The 21,880-nt window shown below is 68.2% G+C and carries 30 protein-coding genes, 2 tRNA genes and 1 pseudogene; 14 read left to right on the forward strand and 19 right to left on the reverse strand.

The window, feature by feature from the left end; genetic code table 11:
- Nucleotides 1-7 precede the first annotated feature (7 nt).
- Genes trhA through A0O31_RS03800 form a run of 3 tightly spaced genes read left to right on the forward strand, consistent with a single transcriptional unit; the run spans nt 8 to nt 2,747 of the window.
- A complete protein-coding gene (trhA, locus tag A0O31_RS03790) occupies nt 8-622 on the forward strand; it encodes a PAQR family membrane homeostasis protein TrhA (RefSeq protein WP_071676734.1) in 615 nt (204 codons plus the stop codon).
- 33 nt (nt 623-655) lie between these two features.
- Nucleotides 656-1,330: a response regulator transcription factor gene (locus A0O31_RS03795; protein ID WP_071676735.1), complete on the forward strand. Its 675-nt coding sequence runs from the start codon at nt 656-658 to the stop codon at nt 1,328-1,330.
- Between the two features lie 10 nt (nt 1,331-1,340).
- Nucleotides 1,341-2,747 carry a sensor histidine kinase gene (locus A0O31_RS03800; protein WP_071676736.1) on the forward strand — a complete coding sequence of 469 codons (1,407 nt, stop codon included), beginning with the start codon at nt 1,341-1,343 and terminating at the stop codon, nt 2,745-2,747.
- Here the strand turns inward: A0O31_RS03800 and A0O31_RS03805 are convergent.
- The 10 genes from A0O31_RS03805 to A0O31_RS03850 all read right to left on the reverse strand — a co-directional run bounded on the left by A0O31_RS03805 (nt 2,701) and on the right by A0O31_RS03850 (nt 7,845).
- On the reverse strand, nt 2,701-3,084 hold the full coding sequence (locus A0O31_RS03805) for a DUF2089 domain-containing protein (RefSeq protein WP_071676737.1): 384 nt from the start codon (nt 3,082-3,084) through the stop codon (nt 2,701-2,703). The two genes, A0O31_RS03800 and A0O31_RS03805, sit on opposite strands and share 47 nt — an antisense overlap.
- Nucleotides 3,078-3,347 (reverse strand): hypothetical protein, encoded by a 270-nt coding sequence (locus A0O31_RS03810; protein ID WP_071676738.1) that lies wholly within the window; start codon nt 3,345-3,347, stop codon nt 3,078-3,080. The genes A0O31_RS03805 and A0O31_RS03810 overlap by 7 nt, the downstream gene beginning before the upstream one ends.
- Nucleotides 3,344-3,712, reverse strand: a complete 369-nt coding sequence (locus A0O31_RS03815) for an SHOCT-like domain-containing protein (protein WP_071676739.1) — start codon at nt 3,710-3,712, stop codon at nt 3,344-3,346. Before A0O31_RS03815 ends, A0O31_RS03810 begins: the two co-directional genes overlap by 4 nt.
- On the reverse strand, nt 3,712-4,026 hold the full coding sequence (locus A0O31_RS12690) for a hypothetical protein (RefSeq protein WP_071676740.1): 315 nt from the start codon (nt 4,024-4,026) through the stop codon (nt 3,712-3,714). Before A0O31_RS12690 ends, A0O31_RS03815 begins: the two co-directional genes overlap by 1 nt.
- Nucleotides 4,016-4,204: a hypothetical protein gene (locus A0O31_RS12695; RefSeq protein ID WP_071676741.1), complete on the reverse strand. Its 189-nt coding sequence runs from the start codon at nt 4,202-4,204 to the stop codon at nt 4,016-4,018. The genes A0O31_RS12690 and A0O31_RS12695 overlap by 11 nt, the downstream gene beginning before the upstream one ends.
- A gap of 64 nt (nt 4,205-4,268) precedes the next feature.
- Nucleotides 4,269-5,021 carry a cytochrome c biogenesis protein CcsA gene (gene ccsA / locus A0O31_RS03830; protein ID WP_071676742.1) on the reverse strand — a complete coding sequence of 251 codons (753 nt, stop codon included), beginning with the start codon at nt 5,019-5,021 and terminating at the stop codon, nt 4,269-4,271.
- Entirely contained in the window at nt 5,018-6,133 is a 1,116-nt protein-coding gene (gene hemA, locus A0O31_RS03835) for a glutamyl-tRNA reductase (RefSeq protein WP_071676743.1), read from the reverse strand. Before hemA ends, ccsA begins: the two co-directional genes overlap by 4 nt.
- A gap of 44 nt (nt 6,134-6,177) precedes the next feature.
- Nucleotides 6,178-6,852 carry a uroporphyrinogen-III synthase gene (locus tag A0O31_RS03840; protein ID WP_071676744.1) on the reverse strand — a complete coding sequence of 225 codons (675 nt, stop codon included), beginning with the start codon at nt 6,850-6,852 and terminating at the stop codon, nt 6,178-6,180.
- Nucleotides 6,824-7,189, reverse strand: coding sequence for a carboxymuconolactone decarboxylase family protein (locus tag A0O31_RS03845; RefSeq protein WP_071676745.1), 366 nt, complete (start codon nt 7,187-7,189; stop codon nt 6,824-6,826). Before A0O31_RS03845 ends, A0O31_RS03840 begins: the two co-directional genes overlap by 29 nt.
- On the reverse strand, nt 7,186-7,845 hold the full coding sequence (locus A0O31_RS03850) for an HAD family hydrolase (RefSeq protein WP_071676746.1): 660 nt from the start codon (nt 7,843-7,845) through the stop codon (nt 7,186-7,188). The genes A0O31_RS03845 and A0O31_RS03850 overlap by 4 nt, the downstream gene beginning before the upstream one ends.
- Before the next feature lie 80 nt (nt 7,846-7,925).
- On the opposite strand from A0O31_RS03850, the gene A0O31_RS03855 reads away from it, so the two are divergent.
- The 7 genes from A0O31_RS03855 to A0O31_RS03885 are packed head-to-tail and all read left to right on the forward strand — an operon-like array spanning nt 7,926 to nt 11,663.
- Nucleotides 7,926-8,486 carry a YceI family protein gene (locus tag A0O31_RS03855; RefSeq protein ID WP_071676747.1) on the forward strand — a complete coding sequence of 187 codons (561 nt, stop codon included), beginning with the start codon at nt 7,926-7,928 and terminating at the stop codon, nt 8,484-8,486.
- Entirely contained in the window at nt 8,486-9,067 is a 582-nt protein-coding gene (locus A0O31_RS03860) for an intradiol ring-cleavage dioxygenase (protein WP_071676748.1), read from the forward strand. The genes A0O31_RS03855 and A0O31_RS03860 overlap by 1 nt, the downstream gene beginning before the upstream one ends.
- Before the next feature lie 39 nt (nt 9,068-9,106).
- The gene (locus A0O31_RS03865; protein WP_071676749.1) at nt 9,107-10,222 is read left to right on the forward strand and encodes a M20 family metallopeptidase; all 1,116 of its coding nucleotides are present in this window, start codon (nt 9,107-9,109) and stop codon (nt 10,220-10,222) included.
- A complete protein-coding gene (locus A0O31_RS03870; protein WP_071676750.1) occupies nt 10,219-10,689 on the forward strand; it encodes a YbaK/EbsC family protein in 471 nt (156 codons plus the stop codon). The genes A0O31_RS03865 and A0O31_RS03870 overlap by 4 nt, the downstream gene beginning before the upstream one ends.
- Nucleotides 10,689-10,961 (forward strand): hypothetical protein, encoded by a 273-nt coding sequence (locus tag A0O31_RS03875; protein ID WP_071676751.1) that lies wholly within the window; start codon nt 10,689-10,691, stop codon nt 10,959-10,961. Before A0O31_RS03870 ends, A0O31_RS03875 begins: the two co-directional genes overlap by 1 nt.
- Before the next feature lie 16 nt (nt 10,962-10,977).
- Entirely contained in the window at nt 10,978-11,262 is a 285-nt protein-coding gene (locus A0O31_RS03880; protein WP_071676752.1) for a hypothetical protein, read from the forward strand.
- A 2-nt stretch (nt 11,263-11,264) separates the two neighbouring features.
- On the forward strand, nt 11,265-11,663 hold the full coding sequence (locus A0O31_RS03885) for a helix-turn-helix domain-containing protein (RefSeq protein ID WP_071676753.1): 399 nt from the start codon (nt 11,265-11,267) through the stop codon (nt 11,661-11,663).
- Here the strand turns inward: A0O31_RS03885 and A0O31_RS03890 are convergent.
- Both A0O31_RS03890 and A0O31_RS03895 read right to left on the reverse strand, forming a co-directional pair.
- The gene (locus A0O31_RS03890) at nt 11,660-13,015 is read right to left on the reverse strand and encodes an alanine/glycine:cation symporter family protein (protein ID WP_071676754.1); all 1,356 of its coding nucleotides are present in this window, start codon (nt 13,013-13,015) and stop codon (nt 11,660-11,662) included. The two genes, A0O31_RS03885 and A0O31_RS03890, sit on opposite strands and share 4 nt — an antisense overlap.
- Before the next feature lie 3 nt (nt 13,016-13,018).
- The gene (locus A0O31_RS03895) at nt 13,019-13,801 is read right to left on the reverse strand and encodes a DUF4388 domain-containing protein (protein ID WP_071676755.1); all 783 of its coding nucleotides are present in this window, start codon (nt 13,799-13,801) and stop codon (nt 13,019-13,021) included.
- A 55-nt stretch (nt 13,802-13,856) separates the two neighbouring features.
- On the opposite strand from A0O31_RS03895, the gene A0O31_RS03900 reads away from it, so the two are divergent.
- Complete coding sequence (locus A0O31_RS03900; protein WP_071676756.1) at nt 13,857-14,549, forward strand: alpha/beta hydrolase; 693 nt, start codon at nt 13,857-13,859, stop codon at nt 14,547-14,549.
- Nucleotides 14,550-14,561: 12 nt separating this feature from the next.
- Nucleotides 14,562-15,308, forward strand: coding sequence for a ZIP family metal transporter (locus tag A0O31_RS03905; protein ID WP_071676757.1), 747 nt, complete (start codon nt 14,562-14,564; stop codon nt 15,306-15,308).
- Here A0O31_RS03905 and A0O31_RS03910 read toward each other — a convergent pair.
- From A0O31_RS03910 to A0O31_RS03935, 6 genes are all read right to left on the reverse strand, one after another.
- Nucleotides 15,255-15,965: a DNA/RNA nuclease SfsA gene (locus A0O31_RS03910; RefSeq protein ID WP_071676758.1), complete on the reverse strand. Its 711-nt coding sequence runs from the start codon at nt 15,963-15,965 to the stop codon at nt 15,255-15,257. The two genes, A0O31_RS03905 and A0O31_RS03910, sit on opposite strands and share 54 nt — an antisense overlap.
- A 32-nt stretch (nt 15,966-15,997) precedes the next feature.
- A tRNA-Ser gene (locus A0O31_RS03915) sits at nt 15,998-16,090 on the reverse strand.
- Nucleotides 16,091-16,097: 7 nt separating this feature from the next.
- Nucleotides 16,098-16,188 (reverse strand) — tRNA-Ser (locus A0O31_RS03920).
- A 45-nt stretch (nt 16,189-16,233) separates the two neighbouring features.
- Complete coding sequence (locus A0O31_RS03925; RefSeq protein WP_071676759.1) at nt 16,234-17,130, reverse strand: alpha/beta hydrolase family protein; 897 nt, start codon at nt 17,128-17,130, stop codon at nt 16,234-16,236.
- A complete protein-coding gene (locus A0O31_RS03930) occupies nt 17,085-18,155 on the reverse strand; it encodes an acyltransferase family protein (protein ID WP_071677912.1) in 1,071 nt (356 codons plus the stop codon). Before A0O31_RS03930 ends, A0O31_RS03925 begins: the two co-directional genes overlap by 46 nt.
- A gap of 20 nt (nt 18,156-18,175) precedes the next feature.
- Nucleotides 18,176-19,594, reverse strand: a complete 1,419-nt coding sequence (locus A0O31_RS03935) for an SWIM zinc finger family protein (protein WP_071676760.1) — start codon at nt 19,592-19,594, stop codon at nt 18,176-18,178.
- A 45-nt stretch (nt 19,595-19,639) separates the two neighbouring features.
- Here A0O31_RS03935 and amrS point away from each other — a divergent pair, with 45 nt between their 5' ends.
- Together amrS and amrB are read left to right on the forward strand one after the other, a co-directional pair.
- The gene (gene amrS, locus A0O31_RS03940) at nt 19,640-20,686 is read left to right on the forward strand and encodes an AmmeMemoRadiSam system radical SAM enzyme (RefSeq protein ID WP_071676761.1); all 1,047 of its coding nucleotides are present in this window, start codon (nt 19,640-19,642) and stop codon (nt 20,684-20,686) included.
- Nucleotides 20,677-21,462, forward strand: a pseudogene (gene amrB / locus A0O31_RS03945) (AmmeMemoRadiSam system protein B); the annotation flags it as partial. The gene amrS and the pseudogene amrB, both read left to right, overlap by 10 nt.
- On the opposite strand, the gene A0O31_RS13550 reads toward amrB, so the two are convergent.
- On the reverse strand, nt 21,457-21,846 hold the full coding sequence (locus A0O31_RS13550; protein WP_071676762.1) for a hypothetical protein: 390 nt from the start codon (nt 21,844-21,846) through the stop codon (nt 21,457-21,459). The pseudogene amrB and the gene A0O31_RS13550 sit on opposite strands and share 6 nt — an antisense overlap.
- Nucleotides 21,847-21,880 lie beyond the last annotated feature (34 nt).

Below are 21,880 nucleotides of genomic sequence, written 5' to 3' on the forward strand. Positions count from 1 at the left end.
CTCGGGCATGGTCCGCGAACCCTTTAACGCCCTAAGCCACGCCTTGGGGGTGCCCTTAGCCCTTATGGGAACCCTAATCCTCCTCCTCCTAGCCCCCAAGGAGGCCTGGGGTGGCCTCCTCCTCTTCGGCCTCACCATGGCCCTGATGTTTGGGGCCAGCGCCCTCTACCACGCCCTAAAGGTGGGGGAAAGGGCCCTCGCCTGGCTAAGGCGGCTGGACCACGCCGCCATCTTCCTCTTCATCGCCGGAAGCTACACCCCTTTCCTCCTGGAAGGCATGCGGGAGGGCGCCGGATGGGTCCTGGGCCTGGTCTGGGGGCTTGCCCTTTTGGGCGTGGGCTTCCGCCTCTTTTTCCTCAGGGCCCCCCGCTGGCTCTACACCTTGGCGTACTTGGGCCTCGGGTGGCTTTCCGTCCTCTTCCTCCCCCGCCTGGCCCTACCCCTTTCCACCTTCGCCTTTATGGCCCTGGCGGGGGCTTTCTACACCCTGGGGGCCTTGGTCTACTGGCGCAAGCACCCCAACCCCTGGCCGCACGCGGTGGGCTTCCATGGGCTTTGGCACCTCTTGGTGCTTTTGGGGAGCCTCTTCATGTACCTGGCGGTCCTCAGCCTCTACACCTAGCTTTCTCATGAGAAAGTGAGTATCCTGGAGGGTATGGAAGCCCCTCTAATCCTCATCGTGGAGGACGAGAAGGACATCGCCCGCTTCATAGAGTTAGAGCTCCAAGCGGAGGGCTACCGCACCGAGGTGGCCCACGACGGCATCACCGGCCTTTCCCGATTCCGCGAGGTGAACCCCAACCTGGTGATCCTGGACCTGATGCTTCCCGTGATGGACGGGATTGAGGTGGCCAAGCGCATCCGCAAGACCTCCAACGTGCCCATCCTTATCCTCACCGCCAAGGACCGGGTGGAGGACAAGGTGGAGGGCCTGGACGCCGGGGCGGACGACTACCTGGTGAAGCCCTTTTCCATAGAAGAGCTCCTCGCCCGGGTGCGGGCCCACCTGCGCCGGGTAAGCCCGGCCATCACCGGGGAAATCCGGGTGGCGGACCTCATCATCAACGTGGAGGGGCGGGAGGTTTTCCGGAGCGGCCGCCGCATTGAGCTTTCCAACAAGGAGTTTGAGCTTCTGGAGCTTCTCGCCAAGAACCCCGGCAAGGTCTTTAGCCGCTACGAGATAGAGGAGAAGGTCTGGCCGGGCTACCAAGGGGGAAGCAACGTGGTGGACGTGTACATCGGCTACCTGCGCAAGAAGCTGGAGGCCGGGGGGGAGCGCCGCCTCATCCACACGGTGCGGGGCGTGGGGTACGTCCTTAGGGAGGACTAACCCCCCTTCCATGACCCTGCGCACCCGCATCACCCTCCTCACGGCGGGCCTCCTTTTCGTCACCCTGGTGGTCCTCGGGGTAGCCCTGGAAGGGGTCTTGCGGAGCTTCCTCTACCGAAGCCTCCGGGCAGAGCTTTTGGAGGCCAGCAACCAGGTGGTGCGCCTCCTTAACCTCGGGGGGCAGCCCCTCCTGGAGGCGGGCCTTCCCGCCGGCCTTTACGCCGAACTCCAGCTCCTCCCCGAGGAGGACCCCGCCCTTCTGGCCCGGGAAGGGGGGATTAGCCTCCAGAAAAGCCCCGCATTGGGGAGCGGGCGCCTCCTCCTCAAGGAGGGGGACTACCGGGCCCTCCTGGCCCGGGGGGAGGTCTGGGCCCGGGTGGAGCTACCCCGGGAAGGAACGCCTCTTCCCCTCCTGGTCTACGCCCGCCGGGTGGAGGTGAACGTGGCCGGCACGGTGTGGAAGGGCCTCCTCCTGGTGGGACGGCCCACGGAAGGGATAGAGGCCACCCTCACCCAGTTCACCCGCATCTACGCCGGCACCGCCCTTTTGGTGCTCCTCCTAAGCGTCCTGCTGGCGCGGAACCTGGTGGCCCGGGCCCTTTCCCCCTTGGAGTGGGTAGCCCGGAAGGCCGAGGCCATGCCCGAGCGCCCCGAGCCCCTGCCCGAGCCCGAAGGGGAGGACGAGGTGGCGGCCCTGGTCAAGGCCCTAAACGGGATGCTCTCCCGCATGCAAAAGGCCTTTGAGGCCCAGACCCGCTTCCTCCAAGACGCCTCCCACGAGCTCAGGACCCCCATCACCGCCATCCTGGGCCACGTGGGCTACCTCCTCCGCCGCACCCCCCTGAACGAGGTCCAGCGGGAAAGCCTGGAAACCGTCCGGCGGGAGGCCGAGCGCATGGGGAAGCTGGTTTCCGACCTATTGGAGCTTTCCCAAAGCGGAAGCTGGCGCATAGAGCCCATCCCCGTGCGGGTTCTGGACCTCTTGGAGGAGGTGCGGGAGGAGTTCAAAAGGAGCTTTGAGGGGGAGATCCTGGTGGAAGCCCCCCCGGAGGTGTACGTCCGGGGGGACCCCGACCGGCTCCACCAGGTCCTGGCCAACCTGGTGTCCAACAGCCTCAAGGCCGGGGCCCGGCAGGTTTGGCTCAGGGCCTTTGACCTTAAGGACAAGGTGGTGGTGCGGGTGGAGGACGACGGGGAGGGCATCCCCGAGGAGCACCTCCCCCACCTCTTTGAGCGCTTCTACCGGGTGGATAAGGCCCGGGACCGGGAACGGGGAGGCTCTGGGCTTGGGCTTGCCATCGTGAAGGCCATCCTCGAGGCCCACGGGGGGGAGGTCTGGGTGGAAAGCGAGGTGGGCAAGGGGACGGCCTTCAGCTTTTCCCTCCCCGCAAGCGCGCCACCGCCTCCTCCACGCTGATCTCCCCCTTGCGCAAAGCCTCCAGGACCTCCAGGCGCGCCGCCTCCGCACCCTCCGGCTCCGCCTCGTCCTCGTAACCCAACGCCCGCAGGAGGGCGTCCAACCGGGCCCGCACCGTGGGGTAGGAAACCCCTAGGAGGCGCTCCACCTCCTTGAGGTTCCCCCGGGCCTTCACGAAAAGCCGCAGGAAGTCCAGGTGTTCCTTGGGAAGGAGGGCGAACTCGTTTAGGGCGAAGCGCCCCGAAACCTCCGTGGCGCAGGCAGGGCAGAAAAGGACCTTCGCCGCCAACGGGCTTTCGCAAACCGGGCAACGCACGGGAAGCGGTCGCATCACCATAGTCCCACCTTTACCTTCACCCCCTCCGCCTCCACCTCCACGAAGACCGCAGGCGGAAGCGCCCGCAGGGCAAAGACCGCCCCCAGGGGAAGGGAGATGCGGGGGCGCTGGCCCCGGAGGGCCCGCCCCTTTTCCATCCAAAGGACCCCCAGAAGGAGCCCCTCGAGGGCGCAGAGGGGCAGGACGAGCCCCAGGGGCACCTTCCCCCACCACACCCCCAGGTAAAGGAAACGGGGGCGAAGGGCGGAAAGGGGAACCTTCAAACCACCTCCACCAGGATGCGCACGGGCTTGCCCTCCTCCTCCGCCTCCACCTCCACCAGCTTTCCCTCCGGCACCCCTTGGCCCACCACCGCCAGGAGTTCCTTCAGGCTCACCCCCTGGCGCCCCAGGGTGAGCTGGGTCTCCTCGGGCAGGAGCTTCTCCAAAAGCTCCGCCAAAGCCAGGGGAAGGTTGACGTGCACCTTCACCGGCTTGCCGTGGTCGTGGCCGTCCACCCGCACCCGCAAAAGCCGGGCCGGGGAGGAGGCCTTGGGGCCATTCCCCAGGGCTTCTAGAAGGGCCAGGGCCTCCTCCACCCCAATCTCCCCCGCCTTCACCATCTCCAGAACCCTCCGCTTCTCCTCCATCACGCCTCCTTCGTCCCAGGTTCCCGATGGCCAAGCCGCACCCGGGCCTCCAGGTGGGCCCGGCCGTCCCCAAGCCCATGCCCTTCCCAAGCCCCGTGGCCCGCTTGGGCTTGGGCCGCTGCCACGCTGGAGCCAGGGAGGAAAGGGAGCCTAGCGTGGCCTAGTCCCACCCAAAGCCGGTGGGCACCCTCCCGCACGGGAAGGCTCGCCTCCAGGCTGCCCACCTGGAGCTCCAGGCCCCATCCCCCCCAGGCTTCCTCGGGGGTGGTGGCGCCTGCCCGTAGCCTCTCCAGAATGCGCCGCTTAGCCTCCACGGGCCACCTCCCACCGCACCTCGGGCGCCAAGGCCTGGGCCAGGCGCCAAAGGGCCTGGGCAAGCCGCACCCGCCAGGGACGGCGCAGGGGAAGGAGAAGCCTCTCCCGCTCCGCCTCCCAAAGGCGCTCCCGGTGGCGTTCCAGGAGAGCCTCCCGGTCCCAGTGCCCTAGCCCCATGCTCACCTCCTAGCCAAAAGGATAAACCGGGGATTTATAGATTGTCAAGTGTTGCTTGCTATATTTAAGGGGGGAGCCTCGAGGGGTGCCGGGACCCCAGGAAGGGCGCCCCCAGGAAGGCGAAGAGGAGAAGGGCGTAGGCGAGGAGGAGAAGCCCCGCCCGCACCCGGCCCCGAAGCCGGTCTTCCAGGAGAAAGTAAAGGGTAAAAAGGAGCCAGCCCAAAAAGGCGGAAACCTCCTTGGGATCTAAGCTCAAAGGGCTCCCGAAGTAGCTAAAAGCCCAGGCCATGCCGCTTCCCAAGCCCAAGGTGGCCGCCCCGTAGCCCACCCTCAGGTAGCCCCGCTCAAGCCGCCTTAGGCTCCAAAGGGGAGGCGCCCCCAGGGCTCGCTCCGGGTGCGCCCGCAGGCGCAGGTCCTGCAGGGCGCACATCACCCCCGCCCCCACCCCCACGGCCAAGGCCAGGTAGGCCACCAAAAAGGCCCCGGCGTGGAAGAGGGTGAGGAAAAGGGGAAGCTCCCCCCGGGGGTGGGGCAGGGCCTTTAGGGCGAAAAGGCCGAGGACCAAGGCGAGGGCGAGGAGATAGCGGCGCAAAGAGGAAAGCTTAGGGCGAAGGGCGAGGGCCTCGCCCCGCAGGGCCAAAAGGCCCCCGAGGACCAAGGCGGGTTGGGCCGGCCCCGAAAAAACCCCCTTAGATAGCGCATCGGCCAAGGCGGCCCCTAGGTAAAGCCAAGCCCCAAGCCCAAGCCCCCGGGGCCAAAACCACCCCAAGGCCAAAAGGGCCAGGCCCAAAAAGGCCAGGACGCTCGCCAGGCTCATGGCCGGGCCTGGGCCTTGAGGGCCAGGATCAAGGGGTGGGCCCGGCGGCCCGCCTCCTTGTGCCAGGTGAGGGGGTCGGCGTGGGGAAACTCCTTGGCCACTTCCCTAAGAAGCCTCTCCTCCAGGGCCCGGATGGCCTCCCGCACCCGGTGGCCGGCGTACCACTCCAGGTAGTCGCCCAGGGCCTTCTCTATCAGGGCCTCCACCTTGGGCACCTCGCCCAGGCGGGCCTTGAGGTTTTTCTCCACCACCCTTTGCAGGTCGTCCAGGTTGTAGAGGTAGGCGTGGGGAAGCCGCCCCACCCTGGGGTCAATGTTCCTCGGGAGGGCGATGTCTATGAGGAAAAGGGGCTTGGCCCGCCGGGGCAGGTCCTCGGGGCGCACCAGGTAGTGGGGGGCGGCCGCCGAGGCCACCACCAGGTCCGCCTCCGCCAGGACCTGGGGCAGGGCTTCCAGGGCAAAGGCCTCCCCGCCCAAGCGCTCCGCCAAGGCCTTGGCCCTTTCCGCCGTGCGGTTCACCACCAAAACCCGCCCCACCCCGTGGGCGCGGAGGTGGGTGAGGAAAAGCTCCGCCATCTCCCCCGCCCCCAGGACCGCCACGGTGAGCCCCGTGAGGTCGCCATAGACGGCCTGGGCCAGGTCCAAGGCGGCGTAGGCCACGCTCACCGCCCCAGCCCCGATGGCGGTTTCGCTCCGGGCCCGCTTGCCCAGGGCGATGGCGGACTGGAAGGCTTTTTCCAAAAGGCTTTCCGTGGCCTTGTGCGCCCTGGCCAGGAAAAGGGCTTCCCGTACCTGGCCGAGGATCTGCGCCTCCCCCACCACCAAGGAGTCCAGCCCCGCAGCCACGCGGAAGAGGTGGCGGAGGACCTCCATCCCCTCCTTCACGTACAGGTACCGCGGTTCCACACCCCTTTCCCGAAGGAGGGCCTTGGCCTCCTCGGGCGCACCCACCCCGTAGATCTCCGTGCGGTTGCAGGTGGAAAGCACCACCGCCTTGCCCAGGCGCCGGAGGGCGGCGGGAAGGGCCACGGCCGGGTCCAAGGCCGCCCTTTCCCGCACCTCCACGGGAGCGGTCTTGTGGGAAAGGCCCACCAGGTAGAGGGGCAGGGCCATAGCCTCCCGCCAGTATACCCAAGCCGGGTAGGGACACCCGTCCCTCAAAGGGCCCGAAGGATAGCCTCCCATAGCCCCTCGAGCCCCGGGCGCGGGGCCTCGTACACGGCAAAGCCAAGCCCTCTCGCCGCCTCCGCCGTGGCGGGACCGATGCAGGCCGCCTTGGGCCGCCTCCCCGTCCAGCGGGCGTAGGCCCGCACCCCGCTTGGGCTAAAGAAGGCCGCCACCTCCGCCTCCTCCAGCAGGCGGCGCTCCGCTGGGGAGAGCGCCCTTTCCCGGGTGGCGTAGACCTCGAGGCGCACCACCTCCACCCCCCGCCCCCGAAGCCCCCGCTCCAGCTCCCCTCCCGCCAGGTCCCCCGCCACGAAGAGGACCCGCTTCGCCTCCGGAAAGGCCTCGGCCAGGTCCTTGGCCGTGGCCCTTTCCGGGAGGAAGGCGGGGGGAAGCCCCCCTTGCCGCAGGACCTCCCCCGTCCCCTCCCCCACCGCCGCCACCCTTAGGGGGGGCCTTCCCGCCCGCTCCCAGGCGCCAAGGAGGCGCCGCGCCCCTTCCTTGGAGGTGACGGCCACCCAGTCAAAGCCCTCCCCCAGGGCCTCAGGCAGGCGGGCCAGGCCGGGGAGGTCCACCTGCTCCAGGAGGGCCACTTCCGCCGCCCTGATCCCCCAGGCGGCCAGCCTTTCCAAAAGCGCCCTATCCTTCCCCCTCGTGAGGAGCACCACGGCCTTTTCGCACCTTCTGGAAAAGCCTCATGGCCGCCAGGGCCCGGGGGAAGCCCAGGAAGAGGGCCGACTGGAGGATGGCCTCCCGCACCTCCTCCTCCGTGGCCCCCACCCGCAGGGCGCCCTCCAGGTGGGTGGCGAGCTCCTTAGGGCTTCCCAAGGCGATGAGGGCGGTGATGGCGAGGAGCTCCCGCGTCTTCAGGTCCAGCCCGGGCCGGGCCAGGACCTCCTCGTAGGCGAAGTCGCGGATGTAGCGGAAAAGGTCCTCGTCCACCGCCTTGAGGCTTTCCTCTATGGCCTCCTGCTTCTCCCCCCAGATGGCCGCCCGCACGCTCATGGGAGGAAGTCTAGCACCCTTTCCAAGGGGTGGAGGGCCTTGGGGTTTTGGCCCAAGGGGTCAAAGAGGAGGGGCCTCACCCGGGCGGCCTCCGCCCCCAAAAGGTCCGCCTCCGAGTCCCCCACGTGCACCGCCTCCTCCGGGGCCACGCCCAGGGCCTCCAGGGCCTCCTGGAAAAGCCTGGGATGGGGCTTGGCCACCCCGGAAAGGGCGCTCACCGCCAGGTGTTGGAAGTAGGGCCTTAACCCCACCACCTCCAGGATCTCCGGCAAGGTGGCGTCCCAGTTGGAGACCACGGCCAGGGAATAGCCCCGCTCCCTCAAGACCTCCAGGACCTCCTGGGCCCCGGGGGTGATGGGCCAGAAACGGGGGTTCTTCCAGTTCTCCACCAGTTCCCGGGAAAGGGCCTCCGCCTCGGCCTCGAGGCCCATGCCCGCAAAAAGCCTCCGGTGGAACTCCCGCCAGAGGGTGAGGGCCGTGGGCAGGTCTTTGGCCGCCAGGTGGTTCTCCTCGTAGAAGCGGAAAGCGGCGAGGGCCGCTTCCTTGGGATCTTTCCTCGGCTTCAGGCCCCGCTCCTCCAAAAAGGGCAGGAGCCAAAACCGGGGGCTTGCCAGGATCAGGGTGTTCCCCACGTCAAAGAGCACGGCCCGGGTCATGGCTCAAGTCTAAATCCTTTCCCTCTAACCTAGGTCTAACCCTCCCTAGCTACGCTTTTTATAGCGAGGGGGTGAACGGGATGCGGTGGCTTGTGTGGAGCTTGGCCCTTTTTGTACCAGCCCTGGCCCAAACCTTTGAGGTAGCCTCGGGGGAGGCCCGTTACCGGGTGAAGGAGGAACTTCTGCAGGTGGGCGTTGCCGACGCCGTGGGCACCACCAAGGCGGTGGAGGGCCGGGTGGTCCTCCAGGGAGGGCGGATTAGCGGGGAGTTCGTGGTGGACCTGAGGGAGCTAAGGAGCGACCAGTCCCGCCGGGACAACTACCTGAGGCAGAACACCCTGGAGACGAGCCGCTTCCCCACCGCCACCTTCCGCCCCAAGGAGGTGAAGGGCCTTCCCAACCCCTTACCCCAAAGCGGCAAGGTCCCTATCCAGGTGGTGGGGGACCTGACCCTCCGGGACGTGACGGCGGAGGCGGTCTGGGAGGGGGAAGCGGAGTTCCGGGGCCAGGAGGTGAGGGTCTTTTTGAAGACGGAGTTCCCCTTTGAGAGGTTCCGCCTCACCCAGCCCCGGGTGCCCATCCTCCTCAGCGTGGAGAACCGCATCCGGCTAGAGGTGGACCTCCTCCTAAGGAGGCGGTGATGCGAAGGCGTGCGCTCATGGGCCTTTTCCTCCTCCCCTTGGCCCGGGCCCAGGGGGCCTGCCGCCCCACCCCCGCCCTCACGGAAGGCCCCTATTACCTCCGGGAGGTGCCCCAAAGATCGGACCTGCGGGAAGGGCTTCCCGGCGTTCCCTTGCGCCTCACCCTCAAGGTGCAAAACGCCGCCTGCCGTCCCCTGGGGGGGGCCCGGGTGGACCTCTGGCACACGGACGCCCTGGGCCGCTACTCCGGGGTCAACGCCCCCGGGACCTTCTGCCGAGGATGGCAGGCCACGGACGAGAAGGGGGAAGTGGCCTTCCTCACCCTTTTCCCTGGCTGGTACCCAAGCCGCACCCCCCACCTGCACCTAAGGGTGGAGGCGGGAGGCAGGGGCTTCGCCACCCAGCTCTTCTTCCCCGAGGAGGCCCAGCGCCAGGTCTACGCCCAGCCCCCCTACGCCCAGCGGGGCCTGCCCCGGGTGGGCAACCGCCAAGACGGCATCTTCCGCGCCGACCTCCTCCTCACCTTAAGGCCTGAGGGGGAAGGCTTCGCCGCCGCCTTCACCCTCACCCTGCCCTTCTAAGGACACATCTCCCCCATATCCCCGGGGCATAATGGGGGCATGGAAACCCTGGCCTGGATGCAAGCCAAGCTCCCCGAGTTCCTCAGGGACCTCGAGGCCTTCGTGCGCCGGGAATCCCCCTCGGGGGACCGGGCAGGCCTGGAGGAAGCCGCCGCCTTCCTGGAAGAAGCCTTCGGGCCCCTGGAGGGGCGGCTCTCCCGCAAGGACACCCCCGCAGGGCCCGTCCTCCTCCTGCGGCGGGAGGGGGAAGGGGCGCCCGTCCTCGTGCTTTGCCATTACGACACCGTCCACCCCAAGGGGAGCTTCCCCGAGCCCTTCCACCTGGAAAAGGACAAGGCGGTGGGCCCTGGGGTCTACGACATGAAGGGGGGGATCATCGCCCTCCTCTACGCCCTCCGCCACGCCGAGGCCACGGGGAGGAGGCTTCCCCCTTTGGAAATCCTCTTCACCCCCGACGAGGAAACGGGCTCCAAGGAAAGCCGCCCCCTCATTGAGGCGGCGGCCAAGAAGGCGAGGGCCGTCCTGGTCCTAGAGCCCCCCACGGCCACGGGGGACCTGAAGGTGGCCCGCAAGGGGGTGGGGCTGTACCGCCTGAAGGCCCGGGGCAAGGCCGCCCACCAGGGGGTGGAGCCGGAAAAGGGGGTGAACGCCATCCTGGAGCTGGCCCACCAGATCCTGAAGGTGGCGGCCCTGGAGGACCGGGAGAAGGGCACCACCTTAGGCCCCAACGTGGTCCGGGGGGGCACGGTGAGCAACGTGGTGGCGGAAGAGGCCTGGGTGGAGTTGGACCTCCGGGCCTGGACCCTCGAGGAGGTGCGTCGGGTGGAAGAGGCCCTTAGGGGCCTCACCCCCGTCCTCCCCGGGGCCCGGCTAGAACTTTCAGGAGGCCTGAACCGCCCCCCCATGGAGCCCACCGAGGCGAGCCTCGCCCTCTTCGCCAAGGCCAAGGCCATCGGGGAGGCCTTAGGGCTCCGCCTGGAGCCGGGCCGGGTGGGCGGGGGGTCCGACGGCAACTTCACCGCCGCCCTGGGGGTCCCCACCCTGGACGGCCTGGGGCTTTTCGGCGGGGACGCCCACCAACGGACGGAGTACGTGGTGGTCTCGGAAATCCCCCGGCGCACCGCCCTTTTGGCCGAGCTCCTCTACGCCCTATGAGCCCCTCCGCCCGGCGCGTGCAGGAGGCCTTGGAAGCCCGGGGCTTTGGCCACCTGAGGGTGGTGGAGCTCACCGCCTCCACCCGCACCGCCCAAGAGGCGGCGGAGGCGGTGGGGGCGAAGGTGGGCCAGATCGTGAAGAGCCTGGTCTTCGTGGGGGAAAAGGGGGCCTATCTCTTCCTGGTGAGCGGCCAAAACCGCCTGGACCTGAGGAAGGCAGAGGCTTTGACCGGGGACCCCTTACGCCGGGCCACCCCGGAGGAGGTGCGGGCCTTGACGGGCTTCGCCATCGGAGGGGTGCCCCCCCTGGGCCACACCACCCCCCTGCCCGCCTTTTTGGACCAGGACCTTCTGGCCCACGGAGAGGTCTGGGCGGCGGCAGGCACGCCAAGGGCCCTCTTCCGCGCCACGCCCGAGGAGCTCCTGGCCCTCACGGGGGCAAAGGTGGCCGACCTCAAGGAGGCGTAATGTGGCCCTTCCGCCAAGACCCCCACGTGAAGCCGGAGGGCCCCTTGGCCTTCCGGGTGCGGGTGCGCACCCAAAGCGGGGAGGTGGTGGAGCTCAGGCTTTCCAAGAGCATGGAGATTAGCCCCACGGAGGAGGGCTACTACGTGCGCAAGGAGATCGTGGCTCCCCAAAGCCTGGACCGGGCGGTCTTGGAGATCTGGTTTGACCGCCGCTACCGCCCCGTGCGCAAAAACGTGGAGGGAGGCGAACTCGTGCCCATCCGGGAGTGGTAGGTTGTAGAATAGGGCTATGGCAAAAATCCTGCTTCTCCTAGGGCTTCTCCTCATGGTCTACAACGTCCTTTACGGCCTCCGGCTCAAGCGGGCCATCCCCGGGGGGGTGATGGGGGAACGGGGTGGGCAGATGCTCTTCCTCATCGCCTTCTTCGCCCTGGCCTACCTCGCTATCCTCCTCCTCACCTGGAGCGAGCCCGCTAGCCTCCTCCTCCTTCTCCTCTCCTTGGTCCTCCTCTTGGGAGCGGTCTTCGTCTATCTGGTCCTGCGCCTGGTGGACGCCATCGTGGCCTCCTTGTAGCCATGGTCTTCCGCCGCAACCCCAACCCTCCTGAGGCCGATTGGAAGCCCTCCCCCGAGGAGTGGCGGGTCTATACCCTCTGCGATGGCCGGCGCACGGAGGAGGAGGTGGTGCGGGATAGCGGCTTAGGGGAAAAGGCCTACGCCATCCTGGCGAGCCTCCTCAAGCGGGGCCTCATCCTCCCCGTGGAGGGCCCCAAGGCGCTTTGCGGGAAGCTCGTGGACCTCCTCAAAGCCCGTCTAGGCCCCCGGGCCGGCCCCTTCATCCCCCGGCTTCAAGCCTGCGAAAGCCGGGAGGCCCTGGAAGAGGAGGCCTTGCGCGTGGCCCTCAAGGTGAAGCTCACCCTGGACCGCAAGGCGGGGGAGGAGCTGGAAAAGGCCATCCGGGAGCTCTTCCGCTAGCGGGGCGGCACCCAAGGCTCCCCCCGGAAGAAGCCGTAGACCAGGCGGGCCACCACAGGCCCCAAAAGGACAAGCCCCAGGAGGTTGGGGATGGCCATGAGGCCGTTGAGGGTGTCGGAGATGGCCAGGAAGGCCTCGAGGCCCCCCAAGGGCCCCACAAAGGCCAAGACGGCAAAGGTCAGGCGGTAGGGCCAGCGCACCCCCTCGCCGAGGAGGTACGCCGCCGCCTCTTCCCCGTAAAACCCCCAGGAGACCATGGTCCCAAGGGCGAACACCGCCACGGTGGCAGCTAGGATAGCCCCTCCCAGGGGATGGGCCTGGAAGAGGGCCTGGGCGGCCTCGGCGGCGCTTCCGCCCTGGCGCCAAAGCCCCGAGGCGATGAAGGTGAGGGCGGTGAGGCTCGTGACCAGGAAGCTCACGAACATCTCCGTCACCCCCCAGAAGCCCTGGCGCACGGGGTGGTCCACCTGGGCCTGGGCGTGGGCGATGGCCGCCGAACCCAGCCCCGCCTCGTTGGCGAAGATACCCCGGCCAAGCCCGGCGTTGATGGCGGCGTAGAGGCTATACCCCGCTGCCCCTCCAAGAGCAGCCTCCGGGGTAAAAGCCGCCTGGAACACCAGGGCCAAGGCCTCGGGGATACCCCCGCCGTACAGGACGAGAAGGGGCAAAACCGCCACCAAAAAGAGGAGGAGCTTCAACGGCACCACCACCTGGGCAAAGCGGGCCACCCGCATAATCCCCCCACCCAGCACCACCCCCACCAGAAGGGCGAGGCCAAGCCCCACCAGGGCTGGGGGCACCCCCAAAGGAGTCAAGGCTCCCCCCACCGCCCCCGCCTGGGCCAGGTTGCCGATGCCAAAAGCGGCCACGGCGGCGAAAAGGGCAAAGAGGAAACCCAAAACGCGGAGGCGGGGCAAGCCCCGGGAAAGGTAGTACATGGGCCCGCCGGATACCGAGCCATCGGCGAAGCGGCGGCGGTAGTGGACCGCCAAGGTGGCCTCGGCGAACTTGCTCCCCGTGCCAAAGAAGTAGCCCACCCACATCCAGAAGACCGCCCCTGGGCCCCCCACCAAAACCGCCGCCAGCATCCCCAGGAGGTGCCCGGTCCCCACCGTGGCGGAAAGGGCCACCATGGTGGCCTGGAAGGGGGTGATCTGGCCGCCGAAGCCGTACGCCCTTTCCCGGATGGCCCCGAAGGTCTCGCTGAAGGAAACCCGCATCATCCGGAAGGGGGCGCTAAACCAGCGGATCTGGAAAATAACCAGGTAAGCCCCCACGAGAAGAAAGACCAGTTTCATGGGGAAGCCGTATACGATGCGGTTGAGATACTCGTTCAGGGTCAGGATATCCATAGGCTAAACCTCCGGCACCGCTTCTACCTTGTCCCCGCGCCTGAGGCGCAGGCGCTTAAGGTCCTCCTCCAAAAGCCCAAGCCGCCCGGGGATGTTGGGCCTGGGCCGCACCTCCAAGGTGGTCCCGGGGGGGGTGACCCGCAGGCGGAACCCGTGGCGGATGGCCCGGGCCCACGCCGCATAAAGGGCCTCGTCCACGTAGGCGATCCCGTGCCCCGGACCGTAGATGGGCAGGACCAAAAGGTGCTCCGGGGCCACCTCCACCACCGGCACCGCCTCCAAAGCCCCCATCCCGAGGAGGGTGTGGAGGATGCGGGCAAGGCGCAACACCCCGGGGGCCGCCAGGACCTCGGCGATGCGCTTCCCCTCCACCTGGGCCAGGACCTTTAAAGCCTCCGGGGTGAGTTCCGCCGTTCCCCCTTGGCTGGGTAGGCGGAGGACATACCCCCAGTCCGAAGGGAGGCTTAGGGACTGCCACACCGCCTGGGCCTCCGCCAGCCGGACAGGGACGGCCAGTCCCCCCAGGAGGGTGGTGCGGGGGGGAAGGGTTTCCGGCTCAAAGCGGAAAGGGGCCCGCTTGAGCCCCGCCAAGAGGTCCAAAGCCTCCTCCCCTTCCAAGGCCTTTTCCCCAGCCTGGACCCGGGCATGGACCACTTGGCCGCCCTGCAAATAAACCTCCCCCTCGAGGTGGGGAGACCTCACCCAAAGCCTCCCCGTGCGCCCAGCGCTCATTAGGGCGCCCACCAGGGAGGGAAAGGGGAACTCCGCAAGGTTACCCTCAAGCATTCTCCCCCGTTTTACCATGCCACCTTGGAGGCGTCCAGGCGGGGTATTCTGGAGTATGCACCTCCTTCTCCTGCACGGCTTCACCTCCCATCCCGTCCTCACCCTGGGGCCTTTGCCTGGGGTACTGCGGGAGGCGGGCTTCGCCGTGGCCCAGCCCGCCCTGCCCGGCCACGGCACCCGGCCCGAGGACCTCCTAAGGGTGCGCTGGCAAGACTGGCTAGCTACCGCAGAGGAAGCCTATCTGGCCCTCCCCGAGCCCCGGGGGGTGGTGGGGCTTTCCATGGGGGCCCTCCTCGCCGCCCACCTGGCGGCGGCCCACCCCACAAGGGCCCTGGTGGCCCTGGCCCCCGCCTTTTCCCTGAAAAACCCCTTGGCGCCCCTGGCCCCCTACCTGGCCTGGCTCATCCCCCGCTTTCCCGGGCCCAACTCCGTGGAAGACCCTGCCCTTAGGAAGCAAAACCCCAACTACCCCTACTTCCCCACCCGGGCGGTGGGGGAACTCCTCCACCTCATGCGCCTGACCCCAGGGGTCCTCCCCCGGGTCAAGGCCCCTGCCCTGGTGGTGGAGGCAGGGCGGGACCGGGTGGTCCAAGGGGTACGCCGCTACCATGCGCTTTTGGGAAGCCCGGAGAAGGCCTACCGGGTCTTCCCGGAAAGCGGGCACGACCTCCTCCTAGACCGGAACCGGCAAGCGGTGGCGGAGGCGGTACGGGACTGGCTTATTGATATTAGTAATCGCTTGCAGTAAGCTAGATGCGGTATGGAGGCCCTACCCATCTCCCCCTGGAGCGTCTTCTTCTATGCCCTCTTCACTGCCATCGCCACCGGCCTGGGAGCCCTGCCCTTTCTCTTCACCAAGCAGATCCTCAAACGCCACCTGGGCCTGGCCAATGCTGCCGCAGCCGGGCTCATGCTGGCGGCCAGCTTCGGGCTCATCTACGAGGGGGTGGCCTACAGCCTGGGCCGCACCCTTTTGGGCGTAGCCTTGGGGCTCGTTTTCATCCTGCTATCCCACCGCTATCTGGAAGGGCGCGAGGTAAGCTTTGGAGACCTCAAGGGCCTGGATGCCCGCAAGGCCCTCATGATCGTGGGCATCATGACCCTCCACTCCTTCGCCGAGGGGGTGGGGGTAGGGGTGGCCTTCGGGGGTGGGGAGGCCTTGGGGGTCTTCATCACCTTGGCCATCGCCATCCACAACATCCCCGAGGGGCTCGCCATCAGCCTGGTGCTCATTCCCCGGGGCGTGAGCGTCCTGGGGGCCGCCTTCTGGAGCGTCTTCTCCAGCCTGCCCCAGCCCCTCATGGCCGTGCCCGCCTTCCTCTTGGTGGAGGCCTTCCGGCCGGTCCTCCCCGTGGGGCTTGGCTTCGCCGCCGGGGCCATGATCTGGATGGCGGTGGCGGAAATCCTCCCCGACGCCCTCAAGGAGGCGGAGGCGGAAGGGGTGGCCACGGTCCTAACCCTGGCCGTGGCCCTCATGGTGGCCTTCCAGATCCTCCTGGGGGGGTGAGGCCCAAGGGAGCTCCCCCTCCACCACCAAGGCCGCCAGGGTAGGCCGCACCCGGTAGGCCCTAAGGACAACCCCCGTCTCCAGGGCCTCCTGGGCCGCCCGGTAGAGGGCCCCATCGGCGGGGTCCAGGGCGAAGGCCTCCGCCAGGGGGTGCTGCACGAACCAGAGGGCGTAGGCCCCCTTTCCCTCCCGGGCCAAGGCGGCGAGAAGCCTGAGGTGCCGCGCCCCCCGGGCGGTGGGGGCATCGGGGAAGAGGGCGAGGCCCTTCTCCACCCGGTTGCAGTTTTTCGCCTCCAAGTAGGCCTCCCTCCCCCCAAGAAGGGCGAAGAAGTCTAGCCTCTCCCCAGCCAAAGGGACCTCCCGCCTAAGCCCCTCCACGGGGCCCAGGAGGCCTTCCCGCAAAAGGAGCTCCAGGAGGCGGCCCGCCAGGCCCGCATCCACCCCCACCAGAACCCCCTGGGCCTCCACCAGGACCATCCGGCCTAGGGTCTTGGGGGTAGGCTTGGGGTGGTAGTAACAGGGCGTCCCCGGGAGGAGAAGCTCCGCCATGCGCCCGGAGTTGGGGAGGTGCAAAGGCCCCACGTCCGCCTCCACCAGGAAGCGGTTTTTCCGCCTTAGGAAGCGGCAAGGCTTAAGGGGAGGAAGGGGAAGCACCATACACCAAGGCCCGGCCTTAGGCCGGGCCAGCTTGGCGGAGAGGGCGGGATTCGAACCCGCGGCACCGGTTTTCCCGGTGCAACACCTTAGCAGGGTGCCGCCTTAGACCACTCGGCCACCTCTCCATGCTCTTGGCGGAGGGTGAGGGATTCGAACCCCCGGTGGGCCCAAGGCCCACAGCGGTTTTCAAGACCGCCGCCTTCAACCGCTCGGCCAACCCTCCAAGGTATGGCCGCAAGCCTTACTATGCGGCAAAGGCCTGGGCCTGTCAAGGCTTTAGCCAACCCACTAAAAAGCGCTCCACCAAAGCCTCCATGGCCGGCACCACGGCGTGGTGGAGGTCGGGGAAAAGGACCAGGTGGTCTTCCCCTAAGGGTCCGAAGCCTGTGGGCCTTAGGCAGGCCCGTCCCTTGGTAAGGGGGCCCGTCCAGGGCATCCCCTCCCGGGTCAGGGCCACCTGGAAGACCCGGCGGCCCGAGGCCTCCCGCACGTCCCGGAGCGAGCAGGCCTGGGTGGGGGGGATGAGGGGGTCATTGCCCCCCTGGAGGATGAGGAGGGGGGCTCGGAGGCGGGCCGCCTCCGGCAGGGGGCTTTGCTGGGCGTAGCAGGCGGGGCAGTCCTCGGGCAGGCCCCCAAAGAGCTCCCGCCACCGCCTTAGGGCTTCTGGGCGGCTTTGGCGCAGGAGGGCCACCTGTTCGGCGAAATCCACCGGGCCGATGACGAAGGCCACCCCCCTGGAAGCCCCCTCCCTAGCGGCGGCCCTTAGGGCCACGCAGGCCCCCAGGGAGTAGCCGGCGTAGGCGTGCCGCTTTACCCCAAGCTGGGGCAGGAGGCGGGCCAGGTGGGCAAGGTCCGCCGCCTCCTCCAGGCAGCCCGTAACCCGGCCCCCGCTTTGCCCCCGACCCCTCAGGTGGGGCACGATGGCTAAGAAGCCCTTTTCCGCATAGCGCCGGCACCGCTCCTCCATGGCCTCCGTGGGGGGACCGAACCCCCCGGGCACCAGGAGGACCGCCGCCTCGGCCTTCCCCGAAGGCCGGCACAGGCCGGCGTAGAGGGAAACCCCTTCCCGGACGTAGCGGAGGCCTTGGCCCTCGAGGCGAAAGGAACCCCCAGGAGGCCTTAAGGCCCCAAGCCCCAGAAGGCCCAGGAAAAGGAAAGGCCACACCCAAAGCCTCGTCGCCCAAACACCAAGGGGGAAACCCCCAAGCGGGTGAGGAAACGGGCCAGGAAAAGGGGAAGGAACAGGGCCAAAAGGAGGTAAATCAAGAAGGCCGGCTTGAAGCCCAAAGGCTCGGGAAAGCCCGGGTACCTCTCCAAAAGGCGCACCACCATGGGGTGGAGAAGGTAAATCTGCAAGGAATACCGGCCCCAAAAGGCCAAGGGAGCCCTAAGGGGCCCCTGGGCCAAGCGGTGGGCCAAAGCGAGGAGGAGGAAGGCCATCCCCGTGGTATAGGCCCAGTGGAAGGCCTGGTAGTGGAAGGTGTTCACGGATAGGCCCCGCAAAACCTCCAAGGCCAGGGGCAGGTAGCCCCCAAGGCCTATCCCCGCCAGGAGGGAAAAAAGGGGCCACAGGCGCAAGGTATGGGGAAGGCGGTCCAGGTGCGCCGCCAGGTAAAGCCCCAAGGCGATGGCCGGCGTGTACCAGAGGACGAAACTCCCAGGATAGGGCAGGAAGCGGTAGTGCCGGTTCAGGAAGTAGACCAAAAGGGTAAGCCCTAGGGCCAAGAGGAGGAAGAAAACCCCCGGAGGGCGCCGCCTGAGGAGGGGAAGGAGGACGGGCAAGAGCAAGGTGAGCTGCAAGGCCACCGCCAGGAAGTAGAGGTGGAAGTAAGCCTTGCCCCAAAGGAGCTGGTGTAGGAGCCGCTCGGGCTGGAAGATCCCATGGTCCCAGTAGCGGAAGAAAAGGTAAATCCCGCTCCAAAGAAGGTACGGCCAAAGGAGGCGCAGGGCGCGGTTGGAAAGGTAGCGGCCCAGGCGAAAATCCCGCAACATCCCTGCCCCCAGGACCAGGGTGGTCATGAAGAGGAAGGCGGGCACGGCAAAGTGCAGGGTGCGGTTCACCGCCGCCAGGAAAAGCCACTCCGGGCTTCCCGGGGCCAGCTCCCGCAAGAAACGACCCGTGAGGTGGTGGAGGACCACCTCCAGGATGGCAAGCCCCCGGAAGACCTCCACCCAGGGAAAGCGCTCCACCCCTCCATACTCCCCCAAGCTCATGAGGCTTTCCCGAGAAGGGGGTCAAGCGCCTCCCGCAGGGCGCGGCGCCGGGGGTAGGCCTGGACCAGGGCCAGGGCCATGGCCTGGGCCGCCTTAGGGTCTAGGCGGGAAGCCCTTTGCAAAAGCGCCGCCACCTCCCGGTAACGGGCCCGCCCCCCCGCCGCCGCCAGGCGGAAGGCCGCCTCCCGGTAAAGCCTCAGGGCCTCCTCAGGGAGGCGGGAGGCAAGGGCCTCGGCCAGGGCCGGGTAGTCCTCCGGGGAGGCCCGCTGGAGGAGGCGGTCCAAGGCCTTCCAGTCCTCCTCCAGGAGGTAGATCTGGGCGAGAAGGGCCGGGTCGCGCACCCGGCGGAGGAGGGCGGGCCTCTCCTCGGCAAAGGCCTTTCCCAGCTTGGCCTTTAGGGCCAGGTAGTCCTCCAGGTTGGGCTTTAGGGAAAAGCGTGCCCGGTGGTCCTCTACCCGGCCCCGGTGGGCCACCAGGAGGTCCAAAAGGGGAAGGAGCCTGGGGTCTTTACCGAACCAGTCCCGGGCCTCCTCGGCGTAGAAGAGGGCCTCTTCCAGACGGCCCAGGCGGAGAAGGCGCCCCACCAGGAGGAGGTAGTCCTCCACCCCCTCGAGCCCCTCCTTGAGGGCCAAAAGGGCCTCCTCCTCCCGGCCCAAGCGGAAGAGGAGCTCGGCCCTTAGCGCCCGCTTGAGGCCCGAGGGGTCCTGCCCCTTGAGGAGGGAAAGTGCCTCCTCGGGGGCTCCTTCCGCCGCCCGCAAGAAGGCCTCCCCCAGGGCCTCCGAGGGGTGGCGGAGGTAAAGCCCAAGGAGGAAGGAGGGCCTGGGCGAAAGGGCTTGGTAGCGCTTGAGGGCCTCCTTCAGGTAGGGCTCGGGGTCAAAGGGGGCCTCCAGGAGGGTCCCAAGCAGGGCCTCCACCTCCTCCCTTCCCACCTCCTCCAGCCGCAGGAGGAGGGCCTTGGCCGCCTCCTCCCCTCCCCCTAAGCGGAAGGCCTGGCGCAACCGCCTAAGCCCCTCCCGGAAGGCCTCCTCGGGGGCCAGGATTTCCTTGAGGAGGAAGGCCACCTCCGGCACCCGGGAAAGGCGCAGGAGAAGCCGCTTCGCCTCCTCGGGGGAGAGGGCTTTAAGGTGGGCCTCGAGGTCCCCCGGCCGCCTCTCCAGGTAGGCGTAGAGGAGGGCGGCGGCATGCTTGCAGGGGAAGCCCGGATAGGGGCAGCCGCACCGGCCGGAAAGGCCCGGCCCCACCTCCACCCGGTAGGGCAAGGGGGCCGAGCCCTGCACCTCGCCCAAAAGCCTCTCCCCCACCCGGAAAACCCGCCTTACCCGCCCCTCCTGGGCATAGGCCAGGCCCCGGGCGAGGACCTCCTCCGGGAAGAAGGGGGCGAAGTCCGCCTCGTCCTCTGGGGGAAAGGGCCGCACCCTCCCAGTTTAGGGCGTGCTATTCTGGGAAAAGAAGCCTATGAAATGCCGCTCGCCACGCTACGGGAAGCGGACCTAAAGCGCCCCTTGCCCAAAGGGTACGTGCAGTGCCGGGCCTGCGCCCACTACTGCGCCATCCCCAAAGGGGGCGCGGGCAAGTGCGGGGTGCGGCGGCACCTCCGGGGGAGGCTCTACCTGGTCACCTACGGCAAGGCGGCCGCGGTCCACCTGGATCCGGTGGAGAAGAAGCCCCTCTACCACTTCCACCCCGGGGAAGGCATTCTCTCCGTGGGCACCGTGGGGTGCAACCTCTTCTGCGCCTTCTGCCAGAACTGGCCCATCTCCCAGTTCCGGGAGTTCCAGGTAAGCCCGGAGGGCCTCCCGGACCGCTTTGTGGGGGAGGACTGGCCCCCAGAGCGGCTCGTGGCCGAGGCGGAGGCCCTGGGGGTGCGGCTTCTCGCCTACACCTACAACGAGCCCGCGGTCTTCGTGGAGTACGCCCACGATACCGCCCGCCTGGCCAAGGCCCGGGGCCTGAAAAACGTCTTCGTCACGAGCGGCTTTGAGACCAAAGAGGCCTGGGACTACATGCGGCCCTACCTGGACGCCGCCAACGTGGACCTCAAGGGCTTCACGGAAAGGTTCTACCGGGAGATCTGCGGGGCCCGGCTCAAGCCTGTCCTGGAAAGCTTGGAGTACCTCTTGGGCCTCGGGGTCTGGGTGGAGGTCACCACCCTCCTCCTGGAGGGGTATAACGACGGCGAGGAGGAACTTAGGGCCATGGCCCGCTTCCTCAAGGGGCTTTCCCCCGAGATCCCCTGGCACCTCACCGCCGCCCACCCCGATTACCGCATGCTCCACCTGAAGCCCACAGGGCACGCCACCCTGGTGCGGGCCTACGAGATCGCCAAGGAGGAGGGGCTAAGGTTCGTCTACGTGGGCAACGTGCTGGACGAGGAAAGGAACTCCACCCGCTGCCCGGACTGCGGACGGCTTCTCCTTTGGCGGCGGGGCTTTCGCGTGAAGGCCTTTTGGGAAACCCCCGGGGTCTGCCCGGGGTGTGGGCGGAGGATTCCCGGGGTATGGGCCTGAGGAAGCCGGCGGTGGCGGGGTACTTCTACCCAGGGGACAAGGAGGCCCTGGCCCGGGAGGTGGAGGGCCTTCTGGCCCAGGCCCGCACCCCGCCGGAACCCCGGGCCCGGGGGGTGCTCTCCCCCCATGCGGGCTACCGGTATGCGGGGCGGGTCATGGCGGAAGGCTTCCGCCCCCTCGCCGCCTGGCGGGGAAGGGCGCGGCGGGTCTTCCTCCTGGGGCCGAGCCACTTCGTGCCCTTTTGGGGCGTGGCCCTCTTCCCCCACCGGGCCTGGGCCACCCCCTTGGGGGAGGTGGCGGTGGACCGGGAGGGGGTAGAACGCCTCCTCGCCCTGGGCAAGCCCTTTTGGGCCTACGAGGCGCCTTTTTGGGAGGAGCATAGCCTCGAGGTCCTCCTCCCCTTCCTCCAGCGCCTCCTCCCCGAAACCCCCATCCTCCCCCTCCTCTTCGGGGACGTGGACCCCAAGGAGGTGGCGGAGGCCCTCCGCCCCCACGTGGGGCGAGAAGACCTCCTTGTGGCGAGCAGCGACCTCTCCCACCACCATCCCGACCCCGTGGCCCGGGCCCTGGACGGGAAAACCCTGGAAAGGGCCCTAGCCCTGGACGCCGAAGGCCTGGCCCAGTCGGAGGCCTGCGGCCGGCTCCCCTGGGCCTCCCTCACCCACCTGGCCCGGGGATGGGGGTGGGGGCCCCGGCTCCTCGCCTACGCCACCAGCGCCGAGGCGGGGGGCGGTCGGGAACGGGTGGTGGGCTACGCCGCCATGGCCTACCTAGGGCCGGAGGAGGGGCCGGAACCAGGGGATGGAAAGGAGGAGGACCAGATAGGCCAGGGCGAAGAGGAGCCGCGCCCTAGGCTTTCCCCTTCGGGCCTGGGCAAGGCCCGCATGGGCTAGCCCCAAGGCCACCAGCCCCCCCACCCAGTGCTCCGCCACGAAGTAGCGGGGCTCGCCCCCCGCCGCCATCACCGCCTCCAGGTTGGCCAGGGCGCCTTGGAAGAGGGGGCTTGCGAAGGCCAAAAGCACCCCCAGGACCACCTGTAGGGTGAGGGCGTGGGCGAAGAAGGCGCCCGGGCAAGGCTCAGGCCTGAAAAGGGCCCAAAGGCCGAAAAGGAGGACCAGCCAGCGTACCCAGCTATGGAGGAAAAGGAGCACCTCGTGCATGGGGGGAGTCTACCGGAAAGCCCCCCAAGCCCCT

The organism is Thermus brockianus (assembly GCF_001880325.1).
In the GTDB taxonomy this organism is placed as follows: Bacteria; Deinococcota; Deinococci; order Deinococcales; family Thermaceae; genus Thermus; species Thermus brockianus.

What these genes read in the sequence shown, in the direction of transcription:
- trhA (WP_071676734.1), top strand. Translation starts at nt 8, where the DNA reads ATGGTCCGCGAACCCTTTAACGCCCTAAGCCACGCCTTGGGGGTGCCC.
- A0O31_RS12695 (WP_071676741.1), bottom strand. Translation starts at nt 4,204, where the DNA reads ATGGGGCTAGGGCACTGGGACCGGGAGGCTCTCCTGGAACGCCACCGG.
- A0O31_RS03895 (WP_071676755.1), bottom strand. Translation starts at nt 13,801, where the DNA reads ATGCTTGAGGGTAACCTTGCGGAGTTCCCCTTTCCCTCCCTGGTGGGC.
- A0O31_RS03870 (WP_071676750.1), top strand. Translation starts at nt 10,219, where the DNA reads ATGAGCCCCTCCGCCCGGCGCGTGCAGGAGGCCTTGGAAGCCCGGGGC.
- A0O31_RS03805 (WP_071676737.1), bottom strand. Translation starts at nt 3,084, where the DNA reads ATGGTGATGCGACCGCTTCCCGTGCGTTGCCCGGTTTGCGAAAGCCCG.
- A0O31_RS03800 (WP_071676736.1), top strand. Translation starts at nt 1,341, where the DNA reads ATGACCCTGCGCACCCGCATCACCCTCCTCACGGCGGGCCTCCTTTTC.
- A0O31_RS03905 (WP_071676757.1), top strand. Translation starts at nt 14,562, where the DNA reads ATGGAGGCCCTACCCATCTCCCCCTGGAGCGTCTTCTTCTATGCCCTC.
- A0O31_RS03850 (WP_071676746.1), bottom strand. Translation starts at nt 7,845, where the DNA reads ATGACCCGGGCCGTGCTCTTTGACGTGGGGAACACCCTGATCCTGGCA.
- A0O31_RS03860 (WP_071676748.1), top strand. Translation starts at nt 8,486, where the DNA reads ATGCGAAGGCGTGCGCTCATGGGCCTTTTCCTCCTCCCCTTGGCCCGG.
- A0O31_RS03890 (WP_071676754.1), bottom strand. Translation starts at nt 13,015, where the DNA reads ATGGATATCCTGACCCTGAACGAGTATCTCAACCGCATCGTATACGGC.
- A0O31_RS03855 (WP_071676747.1), top strand. Translation starts at nt 7,926, where the DNA reads ATGCGGTGGCTTGTGTGGAGCTTGGCCCTTTTTGTACCAGCCCTGGCC.
- A0O31_RS03795 (WP_071676735.1), top strand. Translation starts at nt 656, where the DNA reads ATGGAAGCCCCTCTAATCCTCATCGTGGAGGACGAGAAGGACATCGCC.
- A0O31_RS03875 (WP_071676751.1), top strand. Translation starts at nt 10,689, where the DNA reads ATGTGGCCCTTCCGCCAAGACCCCCACGTGAAGCCGGAGGGCCCCTTG.
- A0O31_RS03900 (WP_071676756.1), top strand. Translation starts at nt 13,857, where the DNA reads ATGCACCTCCTTCTCCTGCACGGCTTCACCTCCCATCCCGTCCTCACC.
- A0O31_RS03865 (WP_071676749.1), top strand. Translation starts at nt 9,107, where the DNA reads ATGGAAACCCTGGCCTGGATGCAAGCCAAGCTCCCCGAGTTCCTCAGG.
- ccsA (WP_071676742.1), bottom strand. Translation starts at nt 5,021, where the DNA reads ATGAGCCTGGCGAGCGTCCTGGCCTTTTTGGGCCTGGCCCTTTTGGCC.
- A0O31_RS03880 (WP_071676752.1), top strand. Translation starts at nt 10,978, where the DNA reads ATGGCAAAAATCCTGCTTCTCCTAGGGCTTCTCCTCATGGTCTACAAC.
- A0O31_RS03910 (WP_071676758.1), bottom strand. Translation starts at nt 15,965, where the DNA reads ATGGTGCTTCCCCTTCCTCCCCTTAAGCCTTGCCGCTTCCTAAGGCGG.
- amrS (WP_071676761.1), top strand. Translation starts at nt 19,640, where the DNA reads ATGCCGCTCGCCACGCTACGGGAAGCGGACCTAAAGCGCCCCTTGCCC.
- A0O31_RS03885 (WP_071676753.1), top strand. Translation starts at nt 11,265, where the DNA reads ATGGTCTTCCGCCGCAACCCCAACCCTCCTGAGGCCGATTGGAAGCCC.
- A0O31_RS03815 (WP_071676739.1), bottom strand. Translation starts at nt 3,712, where the DNA reads ATGGAGGAGAAGCGGAGGGTTCTGGAGATGGTGAAGGCGGGGGAGATT.
- hemA (WP_071676743.1), bottom strand. Translation starts at nt 6,133, where the DNA reads ATGGCCCTGCCCCTCTACCTGGTGGGCCTTTCCCACAAGACCGCTCCC.
- A0O31_RS03845 (WP_071676745.1), bottom strand. Translation starts at nt 7,189, where the DNA reads ATGAGCGTGCGGGCGGCCATCTGGGGGGAGAAGCAGGAGGCCATAGAG.
- A0O31_RS13550 (WP_071676762.1), bottom strand. Translation starts at nt 21,846, where the DNA reads ATGCACGAGGTGCTCCTTTTCCTCCATAGCTGGGTACGCTGGCTGGTC.